This window comes from Shewanella sp. Iso12 (assembly GCF_012030025.1).
Lineage (GTDB): Bacteria > Pseudomonadota > Gammaproteobacteria > Enterobacterales > Shewanellaceae > Shewanella > Shewanella algae.
In genome coordinates, this window is record NZ_JAAUHW010000002.1 from 92,614 (window position 1) to 110,108 (window position 17,495).

General features: G+C 53.6%; 19 protein-coding genes. 12 read left to right on the forward strand and 7 right to left on the reverse strand.

Going from position 1 to position 17,495, the window contains the following annotated elements:
- Positions 1–56 precede the first annotated feature (56 nt).
- The gene (locus HCX89_RS04380; RefSeq protein ID WP_025010973.1) at positions 57–446 is read right to left on the reverse strand and encodes a DUF3301 domain-containing protein; all 390 of its coding nucleotides are present in this window, start codon (positions 444–446) and stop codon (positions 57–59) included.
- The gene (locus HCX89_RS04385; protein ID WP_167715211.1) at positions 443–1,456 is read right to left on the reverse strand and encodes a DUF3549 family protein; all 1,014 of its coding nucleotides are present in this window, start codon (positions 1,454–1,456) and stop codon (positions 443–445) included. Before HCX89_RS04385 ends, HCX89_RS04380 begins: the two co-directional genes overlap by 4 nt.
- 167 nt (positions 1,457–1,623) lie before the next feature.
- Between HCX89_RS04385 and HCX89_RS04390 the strand changes: the two genes are divergently transcribed.
- On the forward strand, positions 1,624–1,884 hold the full coding sequence (locus tag HCX89_RS04390) for a YqcC family protein (RefSeq protein ID WP_231473536.1): 261 nt from the start codon (positions 1,624–1,626) through the stop codon (positions 1,882–1,884).
- On the forward strand, positions 1,856–2,698 hold the full coding sequence (gene truC / locus HCX89_RS04395; RefSeq protein ID WP_167715213.1) for a tRNA pseudouridine(65) synthase TruC: 843 nt from the start codon (positions 1,856–1,858) through the stop codon (positions 2,696–2,698). Before HCX89_RS04390 ends, truC begins: the two co-directional genes overlap by 29 nt.
- A gap of 264 nt (positions 2,699–2,962) precedes the next feature.
- Here the strand turns inward: truC and HCX89_RS04400 are convergent, their stop codons facing one another.
- The gene (locus HCX89_RS04400; RefSeq protein WP_096142632.1) at positions 2,963–3,139 is read right to left on the reverse strand and encodes a hypothetical protein; all 177 of its coding nucleotides are present in this window, start codon (positions 3,137–3,139) and stop codon (positions 2,963–2,965) included.
- A gap of 127 nt (positions 3,140–3,266) precedes the next feature.
- Here HCX89_RS04400 and HCX89_RS04405 point away from each other — a divergent pair, with 127 nt between their 5' ends.
- From HCX89_RS04405 to purU, 3 genes are all read left to right on the forward strand, one after another.
- On the forward strand, positions 3,267–3,731 hold the full coding sequence (locus HCX89_RS04405; protein ID WP_028779863.1) for a flavodoxin: 465 nt from the start codon (positions 3,267–3,269) through the stop codon (positions 3,729–3,731).
- A complete protein-coding gene (locus HCX89_RS04410; RefSeq protein ID WP_045283557.1) occupies positions 3,683–5,164 on the forward strand; it encodes a PTS transporter subunit EIIC in 1,482 nt (493 codons plus the stop codon). The genes HCX89_RS04405 and HCX89_RS04410 overlap by 49 nt, the downstream gene beginning before the upstream one ends.
- Before the next feature lie 86 nt (positions 5,165–5,250).
- Positions 5,251–6,084 carry a formyltetrahydrofolate deformylase gene (gene purU / locus HCX89_RS04415; protein ID WP_044734902.1) on the forward strand — a complete coding sequence of 278 codons (834 nt, stop codon included), beginning with the start codon at positions 5,251–5,253 and terminating at the stop codon, positions 6,082–6,084.
- Between the two features lie 25 nt (positions 6,085–6,109).
- Here the strand turns inward: purU and HCX89_RS04420 are convergent, their stop codons facing one another.
- The 4 genes from HCX89_RS04420 to map form a co-directional block, all read right to left on the reverse strand.
- Positions 6,110–6,475: a DUF3718 domain-containing protein gene (locus HCX89_RS04420; RefSeq protein WP_025010977.1), complete on the reverse strand. Its 366-nt coding sequence runs from the start codon at positions 6,473–6,475 to the stop codon at positions 6,110–6,112.
- Between the two features lie 257 nt (positions 6,476–6,732).
- A complete protein-coding gene (gene dapD, locus HCX89_RS04425; RefSeq protein WP_071238232.1) occupies positions 6,733–7,557 on the reverse strand; it encodes a 2,3,4,5-tetrahydropyridine-2,6-dicarboxylate N-succinyltransferase in 825 nt (274 codons plus the stop codon).
- A gap of 17 nt (positions 7,558–7,574) precedes the next feature.
- Positions 7,575–10,154 carry a bifunctional uridylyltransferase/uridylyl-removing protein GlnD gene (gene glnD, locus HCX89_RS04430; RefSeq protein ID WP_167715215.1) on the reverse strand — a complete coding sequence of 860 codons (2,580 nt, stop codon included), beginning with the start codon at positions 10,152–10,154 and terminating at the stop codon, positions 7,575–7,577.
- Positions 10,155–10,174: 20 nt separating this feature from the next.
- Positions 10,175–10,978 carry a type I methionyl aminopeptidase gene (map, locus tag HCX89_RS04435; RefSeq protein ID WP_093982600.1) on the reverse strand — a complete coding sequence of 268 codons (804 nt, stop codon included), beginning with the start codon at positions 10,976–10,978 and terminating at the stop codon, positions 10,175–10,177.
- Between the two features lie 417 nt (positions 10,979–11,395).
- Here map and rpsB point away from each other — a divergent pair, with 417 nt between their 5' ends.
- From rpsB to ispC, 7 genes are all read left to right on the forward strand, one after another.
- Complete coding sequence (gene rpsB, locus HCX89_RS04440; RefSeq protein ID WP_025010979.1) at positions 11,396–12,124, forward strand: 30S ribosomal protein S2; 729 nt, start codon at positions 11,396–11,398, stop codon at positions 12,122–12,124.
- Between the two features lie 132 nt (positions 12,125–12,256).
- Positions 12,257–13,108 (forward strand): translation elongation factor Ts, encoded by an 852-nt coding sequence (gene tsf / locus HCX89_RS04445; protein ID WP_044734899.1) that lies wholly within the window; start codon positions 12,257–12,259, stop codon positions 13,106–13,108.
- 69 nt (positions 13,109–13,177) lie between these two features.
- On the forward strand, positions 13,178–13,909 hold the full coding sequence (pyrH, locus tag HCX89_RS04450; RefSeq protein ID WP_025010980.1) for a UMP kinase: 732 nt from the start codon (positions 13,178–13,180) through the stop codon (positions 13,907–13,909).
- 28 nt (positions 13,910–13,937) lie between these two features.
- On the forward strand, positions 13,938–14,495 hold the full coding sequence (gene frr, locus HCX89_RS04455) for a ribosome recycling factor (RefSeq protein WP_025010981.1): 558 nt from the start codon (positions 13,938–13,940) through the stop codon (positions 14,493–14,495).
- 84 nt (positions 14,496–14,579) lie between these two features.
- The gene (uppS, locus tag HCX89_RS04460; RefSeq protein WP_028779852.1) at positions 14,580–15,407 is read left to right on the forward strand and encodes a polyprenyl diphosphate synthase; all 828 of its coding nucleotides are present in this window, start codon (positions 14,580–14,582) and stop codon (positions 15,405–15,407) included.
- A gap of 20 nt (positions 15,408–15,427) precedes the next feature.
- Positions 15,428–16,285 carry a phosphatidate cytidylyltransferase gene (locus HCX89_RS04465; protein WP_044734898.1) on the forward strand — a complete coding sequence of 286 codons (858 nt, stop codon included), beginning with the start codon at positions 15,428–15,430 and terminating at the stop codon, positions 16,283–16,285.
- A 4-nt stretch (positions 16,286–16,289) separates the two neighbouring features.
- Complete coding sequence (gene ispC, locus HCX89_RS04470; protein WP_044734897.1) at positions 16,290–17,480, forward strand: 1-deoxy-D-xylulose-5-phosphate reductoisomerase; 1,191 nt, start codon at positions 16,290–16,292, stop codon at positions 17,478–17,480.
- Positions 17,481–17,495: the final 15 nt, after the last annotated feature.

A 17,495-nucleotide genomic window follows, 5' to 3' on the forward strand; every position in this document is an offset into this window, starting at 1 on the left:
CTGCTGACTCTTCAACGACGGGGTCGGCTCAGTTTTCTGTCAGATGCAGCAAAATATCAGCGGCACTTACCCGAACTGCAACCTCCGCGGGAGCCACAACCGCCACCGACGCTGCCTCTGGCAGTTGGCGCTTCATGCCACTCGGGTTCGGGAAATATTGGCCATTCAATTTTCTGGATCTGTTTACCGTGCATCAGGATATGGCCGCGATACTGGTTGATGCCATCGGTACTGAACTCAAACATAAAGCGTGCATTCCAGCACAGGCCGTTCTTGCCGCCTATGCTGGGTCGGGCTGACTCCATGGCGATGGCAAGCATCTGCACCTTTTGCCGTTGGCATTCCCGCTCGGCAAATATCCGACTGAGTTCGGCCATTTGTCGCAACTGCCAGAAAAACGCAGCAATCATTACCAGCGCTGCGATCAGGAGAAAATCTGTCATCATTCTGTGGTCGCCCTGAACAGACCGCCGATGGCGCCGGATAGGCGGTCACTGCGGTGAGGATTGCGAAGTTCGCTCAATACCTGGGTACGTATCCCGGGTATGGCCACAATATCAGCAAAGATTTGATTAAAGAAGCTTTGCTCCTGCAAAGCCAGAGCCTCGAGATAAATTTTGCGGCACTCATCCTGTTTCAGGCTATACCAGCAACGGGCGGCAATGGCGATCAAGGCGTCAATATTCAGCGCCTGCTGACTATCCAGCTCTGTTATCGCCTGTTGGCAGAGTTCAGGGTGAGATGCCAAGGCGCGAAGGAAGTAAACCTTGTGCTCGGGGGCAGCGTCTTTGAATGCCTGGAAGAGCGTTTCGGCAAGCGGCTCTGGCAATAGTATATGTTCCAGTTGCTGGCAAAGGGCAATTTGCACCTCGATAGCGCCTTTGCTCAACCCTTGTCGCAACAGGGCTGAGTGATCCAGTTCATTGACCCGGGCACAGATATCCGCCAGTCCTTGCAGTCCCAAATGTTGCCAGTTTTCGGCAGCCACCTTGCCGCTCAGGTATTGGCAGGCATATTCATACTGCACAGAAGCGGCTTGTCCCAGTTGTTTGCGCACCAAGGCGTTGAACAGGGCCAGTTTTTCCTGCGGCGGCTTGAAACTGAAGGGATGATTGGCCATCTGTTGCTGTTGGGCTTCGGTCAGTTCACGGGTCAGGTTTTCCCCCATGGCTTCAAGCAACATCTGAATAAACTGGCTGCGTGCAGCAGGGACCAGGAGTCCGCGCTCATCCAAAGGTAATTTCAGGAACCAGATATATTGCTGATTACTGCCATCCCAGAACACCAGGGCAAACTGGGCATGCCCTTGTATGGGGAAGGGATAGGGGCTTTGAAGGCCCTCTATCTGATGAAAAGCCATGGGATCTATGTGTTGCACCCGGCGGCCGAGATCATAGACCTGATATTGGGTGTTGGCGGCGCTGAGAAGTTCGCTGAGGGTAGTGATACTGTCCATGCTCGTTTGACTCTTGTACAACAAATGCGGTGCATTATAGGGATAAGCTTGGCCCGATGGTATGATTGGTGCCAATTTATTGTTTTGGATCTGCGAGGTGACAGATGCCTTTTCTGGCGACTGAAAAACTCCTGTTGGCCATAGAGGCCGAGTTGAAAGCGCTGGGAATGTGGAGCGCAACCGAACCTGGCGCGGCAGCCATGGCCAGTCAGGCGCCCTTTGCCTGCGACAGCATGGCATTTGAAGCCTGGTTGCAGTTTATTTTGCTGCCCAAAATGCGCACGCTGATAGACGCCGAAATGCCGCTGCCATCAGCCATAGCAACTGCACCTATGGCCGAGCATGTCTGGGGCGAAGCGCCCACATACCGTAATTTGATCACTTTGTTGAGAACCTTGGATGAACTCCTTACCAAACAAGCAAGATGAGACCCAGCTTCAAGCCGAGATTTCGGAGCAAGCTTTGACACCTGTGGATGAAGAGTGCCCCGAGATCCGTATCCTCTATGAAGATGAACACTTGGTTGCCATCCATAAACCGGCGGGATTACTGGTGCATAGAACCTATCTGGCACGAAAAGAGCGTTTTTTCGCCATGCAGCTGACCCGTGATCTGGTGGGTTGTCATGTGTTTCCGGTCCACAGGTTGGATAGGCCGACCTCGGGTGTCTTGTTGTTCGCCAAGAGCAGTGAAATTGCCGCTATTTTATGTCATCAGTTTGCCGGGCGCGAGACACGCAAAGAGTATCTGGCCCTGGTGCGCGGCAATATGCACCAAGCCGGTACACTGGACTATCCACTCAAAGAAGAGCTCGATGCCGTGGCCGATAAACATGCCGACCGCAACAAGGAAGCCCAGGACGCCATTACTCAATATGCGCCGCTACTCAATGCCGAGATCCCTTTCCCGTCAGGGCGTTACCCCAGCAGTCGTTTTGCCTTGATACGTCTCTCGCCGCAGACTGGGCGCAAGCATCAGCTCAGAAGGCATATGGCTCATCTGCGTCACCCCATCATAGGTGACACCACACACGGCGATGGCAAGCAAAACCGTTTCTTTCGCGAACACTTCGGCCTCAACCGTTTATGGTTGTTGGCTCAGAGCTTGAGTTTCACTCACCCAACGACAGGCGAACCCGTCACCATAGTGACAGAGCCGGAGGCCGAATGGCTGCAAGTGTTCGAAGGCCTGGGCTGGGACGAGACCCAGCTTGAGTCCGACAGCAGTTTGCTGCTGGCTTAGGGAAGGTGCGAATAAGTCCTCGTGGCACTCTGGCTTGCACAGCAATTGGCGTTCAAGGCATCTGACTGAAGGCATGCCGGGGCCTGTCGAAGTCGGATAACGCAGAGAGCCGGTTGCTGTGAAAGCCCCGAAGGGCGTGGCTTACAGACCTGCCTGCTATGTTGTGCTTCTTGCAAAGGACTAGGGCCATTTGCTGCGAACCACGCCTTGCATCCAGACCCGTAAGCCGACGCAGAGCACACATGGGACTTGTTCGCACCTTCCTTAGGTTTCGTCTTTATTGGTGCGCTTGTGCATCATGTCAAGTAAGGGACGATAGGCGTCGAGTGGATAGTGGGCGTGGTGTTGGTCTTGTTGAGCGGCTCTGAAGTAACACATACGGCGGACATGAGTTGCCCTTTGGTGTTGCTTCTGAAGTTTCTGCCTGCTGCTCTGTCGCATCGCTGCGTTTCCTTATCGCCAGTGGCGTGTCGGCTTGGTGTCTGTTGATGCTTGTGCTTGCAGCACAAGCAGACGATACAGTATGGTGGAGAACAATGAATATTGGCTCCGAGGTGCAGAGTATAACATGAAAAAAGTGAACCTGGTGTTTGGAACTGTCTATGGTAACGCCCAGTTTGTTGCCGAGACACTCCTGAAGCAGCTCCAGACTCATGGTGTGGATGCCAAACTTTGGCAAAGTCATGAGCTTAAAGGATATGTACCGACTGCCGATGAGTATCTGTTGCTGGTCTCTTCCACTACCGGCCAAGGGGATCTTCCGGATGATATTTTGCCCTGGTTTTTGGAACTGAAAGACACGGCCCCTTACTTACCAGACCTTAGATACGGGGTTATTGCCCTGGGAGACTCGAGTTATGAGACTTTCTGCGGCGCAGGTAAACAATTGGATGAACTGTTTGCGGAGCTTGGTGCCAAACGTGTCGGTGAGCGTTTGGAGATTGATGCCTGCGAAACCATGGAACCCGAGGTCGAGGCTCAAGCATGGCTCAACAACTGGCTACCCCTGCTGAAAACAGAACCGGGCGCCTGAAAGGCTTTTCACAACATTGGTTTAAGTTTGCCCAGCGCCTGAGTCAGGCGCTGCTTGTCCCCATAGCTATCCTGCCTGCTGCCGGGGTGATGAAAGGCCTGGCCAGTACGCCGACAGGTATTTTGTCTCCTTCTCTCAATGAGCTGTTTGCCACCACAGGCAATCTCATCTTCACTATGATGCCGCTGCTGTTTGCCATCGCCATTGCCATAGGCTTTTGTCGCGATCAGGGGATTGCTGCCTTCAGTGCGGCGTTCGGCTTTGGGGTATTCAGTTCCACCTTATCGCTGCTGGCTTCGCAAAACCCCGTGCACACCTCAGTCTGGCTCGGAGTGGAAACCATAGATACAGGTATTGCCGGTGGTATGCTGCTCGGGGTGATGACCTGCCTGGCGATGGCCATGAGTCGTCACTTGCGTTTGCCGGCTATCTTTTCCTTCTTTGAGGGGCGCCGCAGCGCGCCATTGCTGATGTTGCCGTTGGCTGTGTTGCTGGCCTATTTGCTGGCGCTTATCTGGCCACCTTTGGCTCACTATATTGAGGTGTTCTCCAACTGGGCTGTGTATCAAAAGCCGCAGCTGGCCTTTGCCATCTATGGCACAGTGGAGCGCCTCTTGTTGCCACTTGGGCTGCACCATATCTGGAATGCGCCTTTCTACCTGGAGCTTGGGCAGTATTATCAGGATGGTGAATGGCTCAGAGGCGAAGTGGCACGCTACCTCGCCGGCGATCCCCAGGCCGGCAATCTGGCCGGTGGCTATCTCATCAAGATGTGGGGCCTGCCGGCGGCGGCCCTGGCGATTTGGCGCTGTGCCGACAAGAGTGAACGCAATCGGGTGGCCGGCATCATGCTGTCGGCGGCGGCAACCAGTTGGCTTACCGGGGTGACTGAGCCGATTGAGTTTGCCTTCCTGTTTGTGGCGCCTTTGCTGTATCTGGTGCACGCACTGCTGACCGGGCTGGCTTATGCTGTCTGTATCTGGCTCGACATTCACTATGGATTGGTGTTTTCCAATGGTTTGCTGGATTTTGCCCTTCTGTGGCATCAATCTGCCAACGCCGGTTGGTTTCTTATCCTGGGCCCCTTGACCGCAGTCATCTATTATCTGATTTTCCGCGCTTCCATCATGGCATTCAATCTCAAGACGCCGGGGCGGCTGGAGCCGGAAACCGCCTCGGGCGGCAATCTGCTGGCCATGATAGGCGCGCTCGGCGGCGCTGCCAATATCCGCAATCTCAGCGCCTGTATGACCCGCTTGCGCCTGAGTGTCGAACGCCCAGAGCTGGTGGACAAGTCCCGCCTGTTGGGATTGGGAGCCAAGGGCGTGATAGTGGTAGGGCAGGGCGTCCAGGTGGTGTTTGGCACCAAGGCCGAGACCTTGAGAGGGCTTTTGCAAAAGTATCTGGACAGTCGCCAGGCAAGCCGGAGATAACGGGCTGCTTTTGATGAATAAATTTTAAGCGCGCCAGCGGCGAGACTGTGGCATATTCAAACTTTGATGCAGCGACAGGAGCCGATATGCCACGCAAAATACTGATGATTGATTGTGCCGATGAATATGGGCTTATCGCCAGAGTCACTGGGGTATGCTTTCAGCACAGACTGAACATCATCAAGAACAACGAGTTTGTCGATAATCAGCAGGGGCGCTTTTTCATGCGTACCGAACTTGAAGGCGAGTTCGATGAAACTAAGCTGCTAAAGGAGTTGGCCGAGGTCCTGCCTAAACAAAACCATATGAAACTGGTGGATGCCGGACGCAAGCGCATAGTGGTGCTGGCGACCAAGGAGGCCCATTGCCTCGGGGATCTCTTGATGAAAACCTACTATGGTGCTCTCGATGTGGAGATAGCCGCCATAGTGGCCAACTACGACACGCTGGCACCGCTGGCGGCCAAGTTTGAGGTGCCTTTTCATCACGTCTGTCATCAGGGGTTGGATCGCAGCGCCCACGAGCGCGCCATGTTGGAGATTATCGCCGGCTACCAGCCTGAGTACCTGGTACTGGCCAAATATATGCGGGTACTCACCCCAGAGTTTGTCGAGCAGTATCCCAATAAGATAATCAATATTCATCACTCCTTCCTGCCGGCCTTTATCGGCGCCAATCCCTATCGTCAGGCGTGGGAGCGCGGGGTGAAGATTATTGGTGCCACGGCGCACTTTGTGAATAACTGCTTGGATGAGGGACCTATCATCAAGCAGGATGTGATCCCTGTGGATCACAGTTACAGCGCGGCAGATATGGCCAAAGCCGGCCGAGATGTGGAAAAAAGTGTTCTCAGCCGTGCTCTGGCGCTGGTACTCAATGAACAGGTCGTGGTGTACGGCAACAAGACCTTGGTGTTTTAACCCGAGTGTTTTGGGCTCAGTAGGTTCAGCGGAAACTCACGTAGAGTTTTTCCTCCTCTGGGATCATGGCCATATCGGAAATGGTCACTTTGCCGGGCAGGAAGCGGCCAATCTTTTTGGCGGTGCGATCGGCGCCGTGACTCATGGCAAACTGATGCAGTGACTCACCATTGCACACCAGACGGGGGAACACTCGCTGTTCATTGATCCGGTACTCACGCAGGGTATTGGAAAACGCTATCATGCTGTTGCTAGCACTGGACTTACAGACCTGGATCAACGCCTGCTCAATATAAGGATCCATTGCGGCCTGGGCACTGAGAGAGCCGAAGCTCAGGCCGGCGACAGCCAGTAATACGGCGCCGGTGCGGGTACGTTGGCAAAGGTTCATGGCTTGCTCCTTTTGGGGATGCTTCAAGTACCATTTAAGTACAGTCGCAGCCGGGGCATTTGCCAGCAATTGAATAGAGGCTTTCTGTCAGCAGTTGTTGCTGCTTGGGCAAGGCGTGTCCCAAGGTGTGGAAGTTTGTCTCTTGGTAAGTAAATGTGTCTGCCTGCGCCCTTATGGGCAGAGCAGACATACACATAGATGGGGTTGCTGACCTGCTAAAGCGCTTATTGCTCGAGGTCAGCTCCCGAGGGCAAGGGTCAGTCGACCATCCGCAGCAGTTCGTTGATACCCACTTTACCGCGGGTCTTCTCGTCTACCTTTTTGACTATGATGGCGGCGTAAAGATTGTACTTGCCGCAGCTGGAGGGCAGAGTGCCTGACACCACTACAGAACCTGCTGGAACTCGGCCATAGTGAATTTCACCGGTTTCGCGGTCATAGATGCGGGTGCTCTGGCCGATATAGACCCCCATGGAGATCACTGAGCCTTCCTCGACCACTACCCCTTCAACGATTTCAGAGCGGGCACCGATAAAGCAGTTGTCTTCAATAATGGTCGGGCCGGCCTGCAGCGGCTCGAGTACGCCACCGATACCGACACCGCCGGAGAGATGCACGTTTTTACCAATTTGCGCACAGGAGCCAACCGTGGCCCAGGTGTCGACCATGGTGCCTTCATCTACATAGGCGCCTAGGTTAACGTAAGAGGGCATAAGCACAGTGTTTTTACCGATGAAAGAGCCTTTGCGCACCGCAGCGGGTGGCACAACGCGTATGGCTTCGGTGCGAAAACGCGCTTCATCATAGTCGGCAAACTTCTGTGGTACCTTGTCGAAATACTTGGTTTCGGCCCCGTCGATTACGCCATTGTCGAAGATACGGAAAGACAGCAAAACGGCTTTCTTGAGCCATTGGTGCACATGCCACTGGCCGTCCAGTTTCTCGGCCACTCTGGCCTCGCCTCTATCCAGCATGTCAATCACTCGTTCCACATCGGCGCGCAGCTCGGCGTCAACTGTGGTTGGGCTTATCTGTGCGCGAGCTTCAAAAGCCGCCTCAATACGTTGGCGTAAAGCCTCCATTGGTTTCTCCCGTTTACTTAGGTTGTTGGGGTCCCGAATTGGGACAGGGCACTGATCAGTGACTCTTTCAGCCTTTGTTGCTGGGCTTCATCCAGTGCCAGTCCCTGATTGGTTTGTAGAATAAAAAAGTCCTCGGCGCGCTCGCCTATCGTGGTGATCTTGGCCGCCAGCAGGGTGACATCACAGCGATAGAAGGTTTCACCTATCTTGGCCAACAGGCCCGGGCTATCCAAGGCTATCAGTTCCATCATACTTGTACCATGGCGGCGGGTCGGCAGGAAACTGACCTGAGTCGGAACTTTAAAAGGTTTCATCTTGCGCGACAACTTGCGAAAGCGCGGGATCTTGGGTTGCTCGCCGCTAAGCGCTTTGCCAAGGGTCTTGCGTATGCTTTGTATCCGCGACAGCTGACTAACCGCCTTGCCGTCCTGTTCGAGGATCACAAAGGTATCCAGGGCGTAGTTGTCCTTGGATGTCATGATGTTGGCATCATGAACATTGATATTCTTGTTGTCCAGCACCGCCATCACAGTGGCAAACAGCTTGGGTTTGTCCTGGCAATAGACAAACAGCTCGGTACCGCCACGGGTGGTGTGTTTGGATACCATCACCAGTGGCTCATCCTGCTTGTGCTTGAGTATCGCCTCGGCGTGCCAGGCGATTTGATTGGGTTGATGACGCAAAAAGTAATCGGCCTTGAATCTCTGCCACAGCTGATCCAACGCCTTTTCCTTGAAGCCGCGCCGCAGCAACTCTTTCTTGGCCTTGGCCTGATGCTCCCGCACCCGGGCGCGAATATCCACCGGCTTTTCTTTGCCGCGGGCGAGTACCCTCTGGGTGGCAAAATAGAGATCCCTGAGCAGGGAGCCCTTCCAGTTGTTCCAGGTTTTTTCATTGGTGGCACAGATATCGGCCACTGTCAGGCAGTAGAGGTAACTCAGGTGCACCGCATCGCGAACCTTGTCGGCGAAATCGGCGACTACTTCGGGATCGGAAATATCCCGGCGCTGGGCAACAATCGACATCAACAGATGATTTTCCACCAACCAGCTGACCAAGCGGCCGTCGTGGTCGTTGAGGCCATGGAGTTTACAAAACTCCTGCGCATCCACGGCGCCGAGCTTACTGTGATCGCCGCCGCGACCCTTGGCGATGTCGTGGAAAATGGCCGCCAAGACCAGAAGCCCTTTTTTCGGCAACTGATTGATCAGTACAGAGCCGAGTGGGAACTCCTCTTTCTGCTCTGCCTGGGCAAATTTGTCGATATTGAGCAGCAGCCTGTGGGTGTGTTCATCTACAGTGTAAGCATGGAAGAGGTCAAACTGCATCTGGCCCTCAATGGCGCGCCAGGCAGGCAAATAAGCCGACATCACCCCATGTTTGTGCATTAGCGACAGAGCCGCAATGCCACGAGGATGGCGGAGGATTTCCATAAATACTCTGCGGCAGCCTTCCCAGGCCATCAGAGGTTGCGGCTGGGCGCGTCTGGCCCTTCTAAGTGCCCTCAGAGTCGGGGCATAAATCCCCTGAATATTGGAATTGCGGGCCACATGCAAAAACAGCCTGACGATTTCTTCCGGATCGTCAAACAGTGCCAAGTCCAGCGCCTCGATAAAGCGGCCGCGGCGCTGATAGTGTTCATCTATAGGCTGGATTTCCAGTGCCTGGGTGTGCCCCAGGGTGGCACGCTTGAACAGTTGCAGCAGCATCTCGTTGAGCTCCATTACCCGCCGTACTGTGCGGTAATAGCGCTTCATCATCTGCTCGACCGCCAGTTGGGTGGCATCTTCGTAGCCCATCAAGCCGGCGACCTGACGCTGCAAGTCAAACAGCAAACGGTTTTCGTCACGGCCCGAAGCCAGGTGCAGGGCAAATCTCAGCTCCCAGAGGAAGTGCTGACACTCCAGCAGCTCTTCGAGTTCGGCCTGCTCCAGAAAACCGTGCCCGACCAACTCTTCGAGTTTGGCTGCATCGAAGTGGCGCATGGCGACCCAGGCTATGGTTTGAATATCCCTGAGGCCGCCGGGGCAGGTCTTGATATTGGGCTCGAGATCGAAGGCATTGGCCCTGGCGTGGCGGGCACGCTGTTCATCGCGCTTGGCGCTGAAAAACTCGTTCGATGGCCAGAATTGGTGCTCGCGAATCGCGTCGTAGAGAGTATCAAACAGGATTTCCGGGCCGGTAAGCAGCCTGGCTTCGAGCAGGTTAGTGGCTATGGTGATGTCCTGGCGACCCTGCTGCAGGGTTTCGCCCAGGGTTCTGACACTGTGGCCGATTTCAAGACCTGCGTCCCAGAGAAAGGCGATATAGGCGCTGAGCCTGCTCTCGGCTGCCGGGTCCAGGTTGTCATCCACCAGAAACAGCAGATCTATGTCTGAATAGGGGTGCAGCTCGCCGCGGCCATAGCCGCCAACGGCGATAAGGGCGATGGGATAATCATTCAGCCCCTGGGCTTGCCATTGTTCAATCAGCTGCTTATCGACAAAGCGACAGCGGCTGGTAACCAGTTCGACTATCTTTTCTCGCGAGGTAAACCTGTCAAACAGGGCCTGATTCTGCTCACAAAGTGCCGTTTTGGCTGCCAGCGCTGTGCTCATTCTATTCCTTGGGTGACGCCTTATTTGGCGTGATTGATGATCCTCGGGAAATCTTCCTCGGCGCGCAGCGTCAGAACTTCTACGCCGGTCTGGGTGATCAACAGAGTATGTTCCCACTGAGCCGAATTTTTACCATCTGAAGTGGTGACAGTCCAGCCGTCATCCTTATTCAGTACAGAAGTATGGCGACCGGCGTTGATCATCGGCTCAATGGTAAAGCACATGCCTGGACGCAGTATGGTCTTGTCATTGTTTCTGTAGTGCACTACCTGTGGCTCTTCGTGGAAACCGGCGCCGATACCGTGACCGCAGTAATCCTGCACTATCGAATATTTGTCCAGGCCTGACTTGCTGGCCTTGATAAACTTCTCTACCGTGGTGCCAATTTCACCCAACTGCATGCCGGGGCGAACCTTGCGGATGGCGGCGTAGAGGCTTTCCTGAGCGATACGGCACAGGCGGCGATCTTTCGGGCTGACATCGCCAATCAGGAACATTTTGGAAGTGTCGCCGTGATAGCCATCCTTGATGACAGTGATGTCGATATTGAGAATATCGCCGTCCTTGAGCACGCGATCGCTGGGAATACCGTGGCAGATCACCTCATTGATAGAGGTACAGATGGACTTGGGAAAACCATGGTAGTTGAGCGGCGCAGAGATGGCGCCTTGTTCTTCCGTGTACTTGGCGCAGATATCGTTGAGCTCGTTGGTGCTGACCCCTGCCTTGACGTGCGGGGCTATCATTTCCAGTACACTGGCGGCCAACTTACCGGCGGCACGCATTTTCTCAATTTCGTCTGCTGTCTTGATGACTATACTCATGGGGGTTTTCTCTTAATAACCTGTGTCTTGGCCAAGGCCAATCCAACTTGTTTGTGAAACGGTAAAATAACGCTCCTGGCGCGGCTTTGAACTGAGTTTAAGGCCGACATATGAGCGGTAAAAAATTTGTGTTTGCCGGCGATTTATGGTATAAAGCGCGCCGTTATGTTTGACTCTAAGTGACTTTGAGCTGACGACTCTACGAGTTCGAATTGACTTCAAGTCGGGCTGCCTTCGGTGGGGGATCCCATTTCGTTGGCAGGTCAGAGTAAAGATGGCGGCCATTATACATGGCATTTAACTCAAATACTAAATCACACACGTATCGACACATTCTTCGGGGTGCCCGCGGCTTGGCCAAAGGGTCGAAGACATGGGATGCGTGGAGGTCTAACCCCTTAAATTAAGGTATAGAAAATGACTACAGTTTCAATGCGCGATATGCTCCAGGCCGGTGTACACTTCGGTCACCAAACCCGTTACTGGAACCCTAAGATGAAGCCTTTCATCTTCGGCGCCCGCAACGGTGTACACATCATCAACCTCGAGCACACTGTGCCAATGTTCAATGAAGCTCTGGCTTTCATCAGCAACATTGCTTCCAAGAAAGGTAAAATCCTGTTCGTAGGCACCAAGCGCGCTGCCAGTGAAGCCATCAAAGAAGCTGCCGTATCTTGCGAGCAGTTCTACGTGGACAAGCGCTGGCTCGGCGGTATGCTGACCAACTGGAAAACCGTTCGTCAGTCAATCAAGCGCCTGAAAGATCTGGAAACCCAGTCTGTTGACGGTACTTTCGACAAGCTGACCAAGAAAGAAGCGCTGATGCGTACCCGTGAGCTGGAAAAGCTTGAGAAGTCTCTGGGTGGTATCAAGAACATGGGCGGTCTGCCAGACGCCATTTTCGTTATCGGTGCCGACCATGAACACATCGCTATCAAAGAAGCCAACAACCTGGGTATCCCTGTTGTTGCCGTAGTAGATACCAACTCTGCTCCAGATGGCGTTGACTACATCATTCCTGGTAACGACGACGCTATGCGTGCAATCCGTTTGTATGCTGAGTCTGTAGCTGCTGCTGCCAAAGCTGGCCGTGGTCAGGACCTGGCTGTTCAAGCTGAAGAAGACGGTTTCATCGAAGCTGAATAATAAGGTGCGATGCTAGTACATCACCCTTATTAACCAAGAGATATGATTGGTTAACAGGGGCCATATGGCCCCTGTTTTATACCTGATTATCAACAGGTTAAATTTGTCGAATTATCAATTGAGGATTTAACAATGGCAATTACTGCTGCCCTGGTTAAAGAACTGCGCGACCGTACTGGCGCAGGCATGATGGATTGTAAAAAAGCCCTGACCGAAACTAACGGTGATATCGAAGCTGCAATCGATAACATGCGTAAGAGCGGCGCGGCCAAAGCGGCCAAGAAAGCCGGTAACATCGCTGCCGAAGGTACTATCCTGATCAAAAACGGTGCTGGTTACACTGCTCTGGTTGAAGTTAACTGCCAGACTGACTTCGTAGCAAAAGACTCCAACTTCCTGGCTTTCGCCAACGAAGTTCTGGAAGCTGCCGCTGCTGCCAAAGTGACTGTTGAAGATCTGAAAGCTCAGTTCGAAGAAGCGCGTGTTGCCCTGGTTGCCAAAATCGGTGAAAACATCAATGTTCGTCGCGTTGAGTACATCGACGGTGACAAAATGGCTTTCTACCGTCACGGCGATCGCATCGGTGTAGTTGTTACCGGTGAAGCCGATGAAGAAACGCTGAAGCACATCGCAATGCACGTTGCTGCCTCTAAGCCTGAGTACGTTAACCCAGAAGACGTTCCAGCTGAAGTGGTTGAGAAAGAGCGTTCCGTTCAAGTTGAAATCGCTATGAACGAAGGCAAGCCTCAGGAAATCGCTGAGAAGATGGTTGCCGGCCGCATGAAGAAGTTCACCGGTGAGGTTTCTCTGACTGGTCAGCCATTCATCATGGAGCCAAAGAAAACTGTTGGTGAAGTTCTGAAAGAGAAAGGCGCCACTGTGACTAACTTCATCCGCCTGGAAGTGGGTGAAGGTATCGAGAAGAAAGAAGAAGATTTCGCTTCTGAAGTAGCTGCCCAAATCGCTGCTTCCAAGAAGGCTTAATCGTCAATTCTTAACCCTCCCAAGACCGCAGCAGCCGCTGCGGTCTTGTTATGACCAGGACAGAAAAAGATGAGCACCAACCCAAAACCTGCATTTCGACGTATTCTGCTGAAACTGAGTGGCGAAGCCCTGATGGGCGAAGAAGGCTTCGGTATCGATCCCAAGGTACTGGATCGTATGGCCCAGGAGATTAAAGAGCTGGTTGAGCTCGGCATTCAGGTTGGCGTGGTTATCGGTGGCGGAAACCTGTTCCGTGGTGAAGGACTGGCCAAGGCCGGTATGAACCGCGTGGTGGGCGATCACATGGGTATGCTGGCGACAGTGATGAATGGTCTGGCGATGCGTGATGCGCTGCACCGTGCCTATGTTAATGCCCGTCTGATGTCTGCTATTCCGCTCAATGGTGTGTGCGATAGATACAACTGGGCCGAGGCTATCAGCCTGCTCAAGTCCGGACGTGTGGTGATTTTTGCTGCCGGTACCGGTAACCCATTCTGTACTACAGACTCTGCTGCTTGCCTGAGAGGGATTGAAATTGAAGCAGAAGTCGTGCTAAAAGGCACTAAAGTTGACGGCGTATATTCGGATGATCCGATGAAGAACCCCGAAGCCGTCAAATACGATGAACTGAGTTACACTGAAGTTCTGGATAAAGAATTGAAAGTCATGGATCTGGCCGCCTTCACCATGGCCCGTGACCACGACATGCCTATATTGGTCTTCAATATGAATAAGCCAGGCGCACTGCGCCGGGTGATCATGGGTGAAGAAGCCGAAGGCACGCTGATCAAAACGAAATAACCGACTGATTGCAAAAAGGACATTTAACGTGATTGATGCGATTAAAGAAGATGCACAGGTTCGTATGGACAAGTGTGTAGATGCCACCAAGGCGCAAATGGCCAAAGTGCGTACCGGCCGTGCTCACCCTGCATTGCTGGACTCTATCCAGGTGTCTTACTACGGCACCATGACCCCGCTCAAGCAGGTGGGTAATATCTCTGTTGAAGACAGCCGCACTCTGGCGGTTAACGTATTCGACCGTAGCATGATCCAGGCCGTAGAGAAGGCGATCATGAGCTCAGATCTGGGCCTGAACCCTATGTCTGCCGGTGCCACTATCCGTATCCCTCTGCCGGCTCTGACCGAAGAGCGTCGTCGTGATCTGGTTAAAGTGGTTCGCGCCGAAGCCGAAAACGGCCGCGTGGCAGTACGTAACGTTCGTCGTGATGCCAACTCTGCGGTGAAGAACCTGGAGAAGGAAAAAGAGTGTACCGAGGACGATGTACGCCGTAGCGAAGAGGAAGTGCAGAAGATAACTGACGCACATATCAAGAAGATAGACGAGCTGTTGGCCGCAAAAGAAGCGGAATTGATGGAAGTCTGATATTGACTCGCTAAACTAGAGTTGATGCGCCGTGTAGGGGTATACTACGCGGCGTTTGTCTATTTATAAGGGTTGTTTATTCAGATGTCATCCAATATGGAAGCCGATCCTACGACTCCAACCAGCACCGGCGACTGCCTGACCTCTGAGTGCTTACCGGAGCAGCTTTCAGAGCTGGTAAAGCAGTCTATCCCGCAGCATGTGGCTATCATTATGGATGGTAACGGCCGTTGGGCTCAGGCCCAGGGTAAACCCAGAGTCATAGGCCATAAGGCCGGTGTCAAGGCTGTGCGCCGCGCCGTGAGTACCGCCAGGCAACTCGGGGTACGTTCACTGACCCTGTTTGCGTTTTCCAGTGAAAACTGGCGTCGTCCGGATCAGGAAGTCAGCCTGCTTATGGAACTGTTTTTTACCGTGCTGCGCCGGGAAATCAAACTGCTGCACCAAAACGGTGTCCGGCTGAACATCATAGGTGATACCAGCCGCTTCTCCGAGAGGCTGCAAAAGCAGATCCGCGCAGCCGAAGAGAAAACCGCCGCCAATTCAGAGCTTATCCTCAATGTTGCCGCCAACTACGGTGGCCGCTGGGACATAATGCAAGCTGCTCGTAAACTGGCCGAAAAAGTAGAATCCGGTGAAATGACCAGCAGTCAGTTCAGCGAAGAGGCCTTGGCAGAACATTTGTGCATGCAAAATCAACATGAAGTTGATTTAATGATCCGTACGGGCGGGGATTACCGCATCAGTAATTTTATTCTCTGGCAGGCGGCTTATGCCGAGTTGGTCTTTACCGACACCCTTTGGCCGGATTTTGATGAGCAGGCGTTTCGCCAGGCAGTGGCGACTTTTGCCAGCCGCCAGCGTCGTTTTGGTCTGACCGGAAGTCAGATAGAAGAAATACGCAGCGTATAACATCTTACGAGGGACATTTTTTGCTAAAACAACGAATAATAACAGCAATTTGGTTAATCCCACTGGTTATGGGGGCTATCTTTTTGCTCCCGGCAAGTTATTTTTCATGGGCCTTGGTGGCGGTATTTCTGATTGCGGCAAAAGAATGGGGCCGCATTATCGACAGCCGCTGTGAGGTTACTCAATGGAGTTTTACCGCTACCCTGGCGATAGTGCTGGTGGCGATTAATCTTCTGGTTCCGGCCGATGCCGTCTGGTCCAGGGGCCAGTTACACCCCATTATGCTGGCCATCATTCTTATCGGTGCCTGTTGGTGGTTGTTCTCTCTGGTGCTGGTGATCTCCTATCCCCGCAGCGCCAAACTTTGGCAGGGCAGCCCTATGCTCAAGTCCATGTTCGGCCAGTTGACCTTGCTACCTTGTTTCGCTTCCCTGATAGCCCTCAAAGCGCTCAGCAGTCCTGCTGACCCTTATTTTGGCGGTATCCTGGTGTTTTTGGTGATGCTGACGGTATGGGCCGCTGATTCAGGGGCCTACTTTGCCGGTAAGGCGCTGGGACGGATTAAACTCATGCCCAATGTCAGCCCGGCCAAGACCCTGGAAGGTTTGCTGGGTGGCCTGCTGACCACCATGGTGGTAGTGGCCGGGGTCAGCTATTTCTCTCCCGAACAGGAGCTTGGACTGCTGGTTGCCGTGACCCTGTTTACCGCACTTGCCTCGGCGCTTGGCGATCTGTCCGAGAGCATGTTCAAGCGCGCCGCTAAAATTAAAGACTCGGGCACCATATTGCCCGGCCACGGTGGTGTGCTGGATCGCATCGACAGCCTGACCGCAGCCTTGCCCGTCTTTACCCTTATCTATATTGCATTCTGGATGTAGTGCTATGCAAAACATGGTGATTTTAGGAGCGACTGGCTCAATTGGTGCCAGTACCCTCAGTGTGATCCAACATAATCCGGCGGCATATCATGTTTATGCGCTGGTGGCCAATACCAATGTGGACAAGATGGCCGAGTTGTGTGCGATCCACCGACCTGAAATTGCCCATATGGTTTGCCCTCAAGCGGCCAAGGCATTGGCCGAGCGTTTGGGTGCCGGCTCGGATACCCGGGTCAGTACCGGCGAGTCCGAACTACTTGAGCTGGTGACTCACAGCCGGGTCGATACCGTGATGGCGGCCATAGTTGGCGCCGCCGGTATGATACCAACACTGGCATCAGTCAAGGCAGGTAAGCGAGTGTTGCTGGCCAACAAAGAGGCGCTGGTAATGTCCGGGCGCTTATTTATGGAAGCCACCCGCCAATCGGGCGCGACTCTGCTGCCGGTAGACAGCGAGCACAACGCTATTTTCCAATGCCTGCCGGAAGCCGTGCAGCAACAGCTGGGTTATTGCAACCTTCAAGGTGCAGGGATTTCATCGATTCTGCTCACCGGCTCAGGCGGGCCATTTTTGAGCGCCGATCTTGCCAGTCTGGCGAGTGTGACGCCGGCCCAGGCTATCAAGCATCCCAACTGGTCCATGGGGCCTAAAATTTCTGTCGATTCGGCGACCATGATGAATAAAGGGCTTGAGTATGTAGAGGCGCGCTGGCTCTTCAACGCCAGTGCCGAGCAGCTCAAGGTGGTTATCCACCCCCAGAGTGTGATTCACTCCATGGTGCAGTATCAGGATGGCAGCGTGCTGGCGCAGCTGGGTAATCCGGATATGCGCACCCCGATAGCCCATTGTATGGCCTATCCAGAGAGAATTGTCTCCGGGGTTGAACCTTTGGACTTTTTCAAAGTCGGACAATTGAGCTTCTGTGAGCCGGATTTTGCCCGCTATCCCTGTCTGGAGCTGGCAATGAGTGCCTGCGCTTCGGGCCAGGAAGCCACTACAGTGCTTAATGCAGCCAATGAAATGGCCGTCGCCAGCTTCCTTAAAGGGGAAATCGGCTTTACCGATATCGCCCGGGTCAATGAAGCTTGTTTGGCGCGTGTGCCGCAATCGCCTTTAAATTCCATAGCGGATATTCTGGCATTGGACGGCCAAAGCCGTCAGTATGCCGAGGAAGCTATCGCCGGATGCAAGTGAGGAAAATAAGGTCTG

Bases quoted from the DNA above. Each gene is read 5' to 3' on its own strand.
- HCX89_RS04380 (WP_025010973.1), bottom strand. From the start codon at position 446: ATGATGACAGATTTTCTCCTGATCGCAGCGCTGGTAATGATTGCTGCG.
- HCX89_RS04385 (WP_167715211.1), bottom strand. From the start codon at position 1,456: ATGGACAGTATCACTACCCTCAGCGAACTTCTCAGCGCCGCCAACACC.
- HCX89_RS04390 (WP_231473536.1), top strand. From the start codon at position 1,624: ATGTGGAGCGCAACCGAACCTGGCGCGGCAGCCATGGCCAGTCAGGCG.
- truC (WP_167715213.1), top strand. From the start codon at position 1,856: ATGAACTCCTTACCAAACAAGCAAGATGAGACCCAGCTTCAAGCCGAG.
- HCX89_RS04400 (WP_096142632.1), bottom strand. From the start codon at position 3,139: ATGCGACAGAGCAGCAGGCAGAAACTTCAGAAGCAACACCAAAGGGCA.
- HCX89_RS04405 (WP_028779863.1), top strand. From the start codon at position 3,267: ATGAAAAAAGTGAACCTGGTGTTTGGAACTGTCTATGGTAACGCCCAG.
- HCX89_RS04410 (WP_045283557.1), top strand. From the start codon at position 3,683: ATGGCTCAACAACTGGCTACCCCTGCTGAAAACAGAACCGGGCGCCTG.
- purU (WP_044734902.1), top strand. From the start codon at position 5,251: ATGCCACGCAAAATACTGATGATTGATTGTGCCGATGAATATGGGCTT.
- HCX89_RS04420 (WP_025010977.1), bottom strand. From the start codon at position 6,475: ATGAACCTTTGCCAACGTACCCGCACCGGCGCCGTATTACTGGCTGTC.
- dapD (WP_071238232.1), bottom strand. From the start codon at position 7,557: ATGGAGGCTTTACGCCAACGTATTGAGGCGGCTTTTGAAGCTCGCGCA.
- glnD (WP_167715215.1), bottom strand. From the start codon at position 10,154: ATGAGCACAGCGCTGGCAGCCAAAACGGCACTTTGTGAGCAGAATCAG.
- map (WP_093982600.1), bottom strand. From the start codon at position 10,978: ATGAGTATAGTCATCAAGACAGCAGACGAAATTGAGAAAATGCGTGCC.
- rpsB (WP_025010979.1), top strand. From the start codon at position 11,396: ATGACTACAGTTTCAATGCGCGATATGCTCCAGGCCGGTGTACACTTC.
- tsf (WP_044734899.1), top strand. From the start codon at position 12,257: ATGGCAATTACTGCTGCCCTGGTTAAAGAACTGCGCGACCGTACTGGC.
- pyrH (WP_025010980.1), top strand. From the start codon at position 13,178: ATGAGCACCAACCCAAAACCTGCATTTCGACGTATTCTGCTGAAACTG.
- uppS (WP_028779852.1), top strand. From the start codon at position 14,580: ATGTCATCCAATATGGAAGCCGATCCTACGACTCCAACCAGCACCGGC.
- ispC (WP_044734897.1), top strand. From the start codon at position 16,290: ATGCAAAACATGGTGATTTTAGGAGCGACTGGCTCAATTGGTGCCAGT.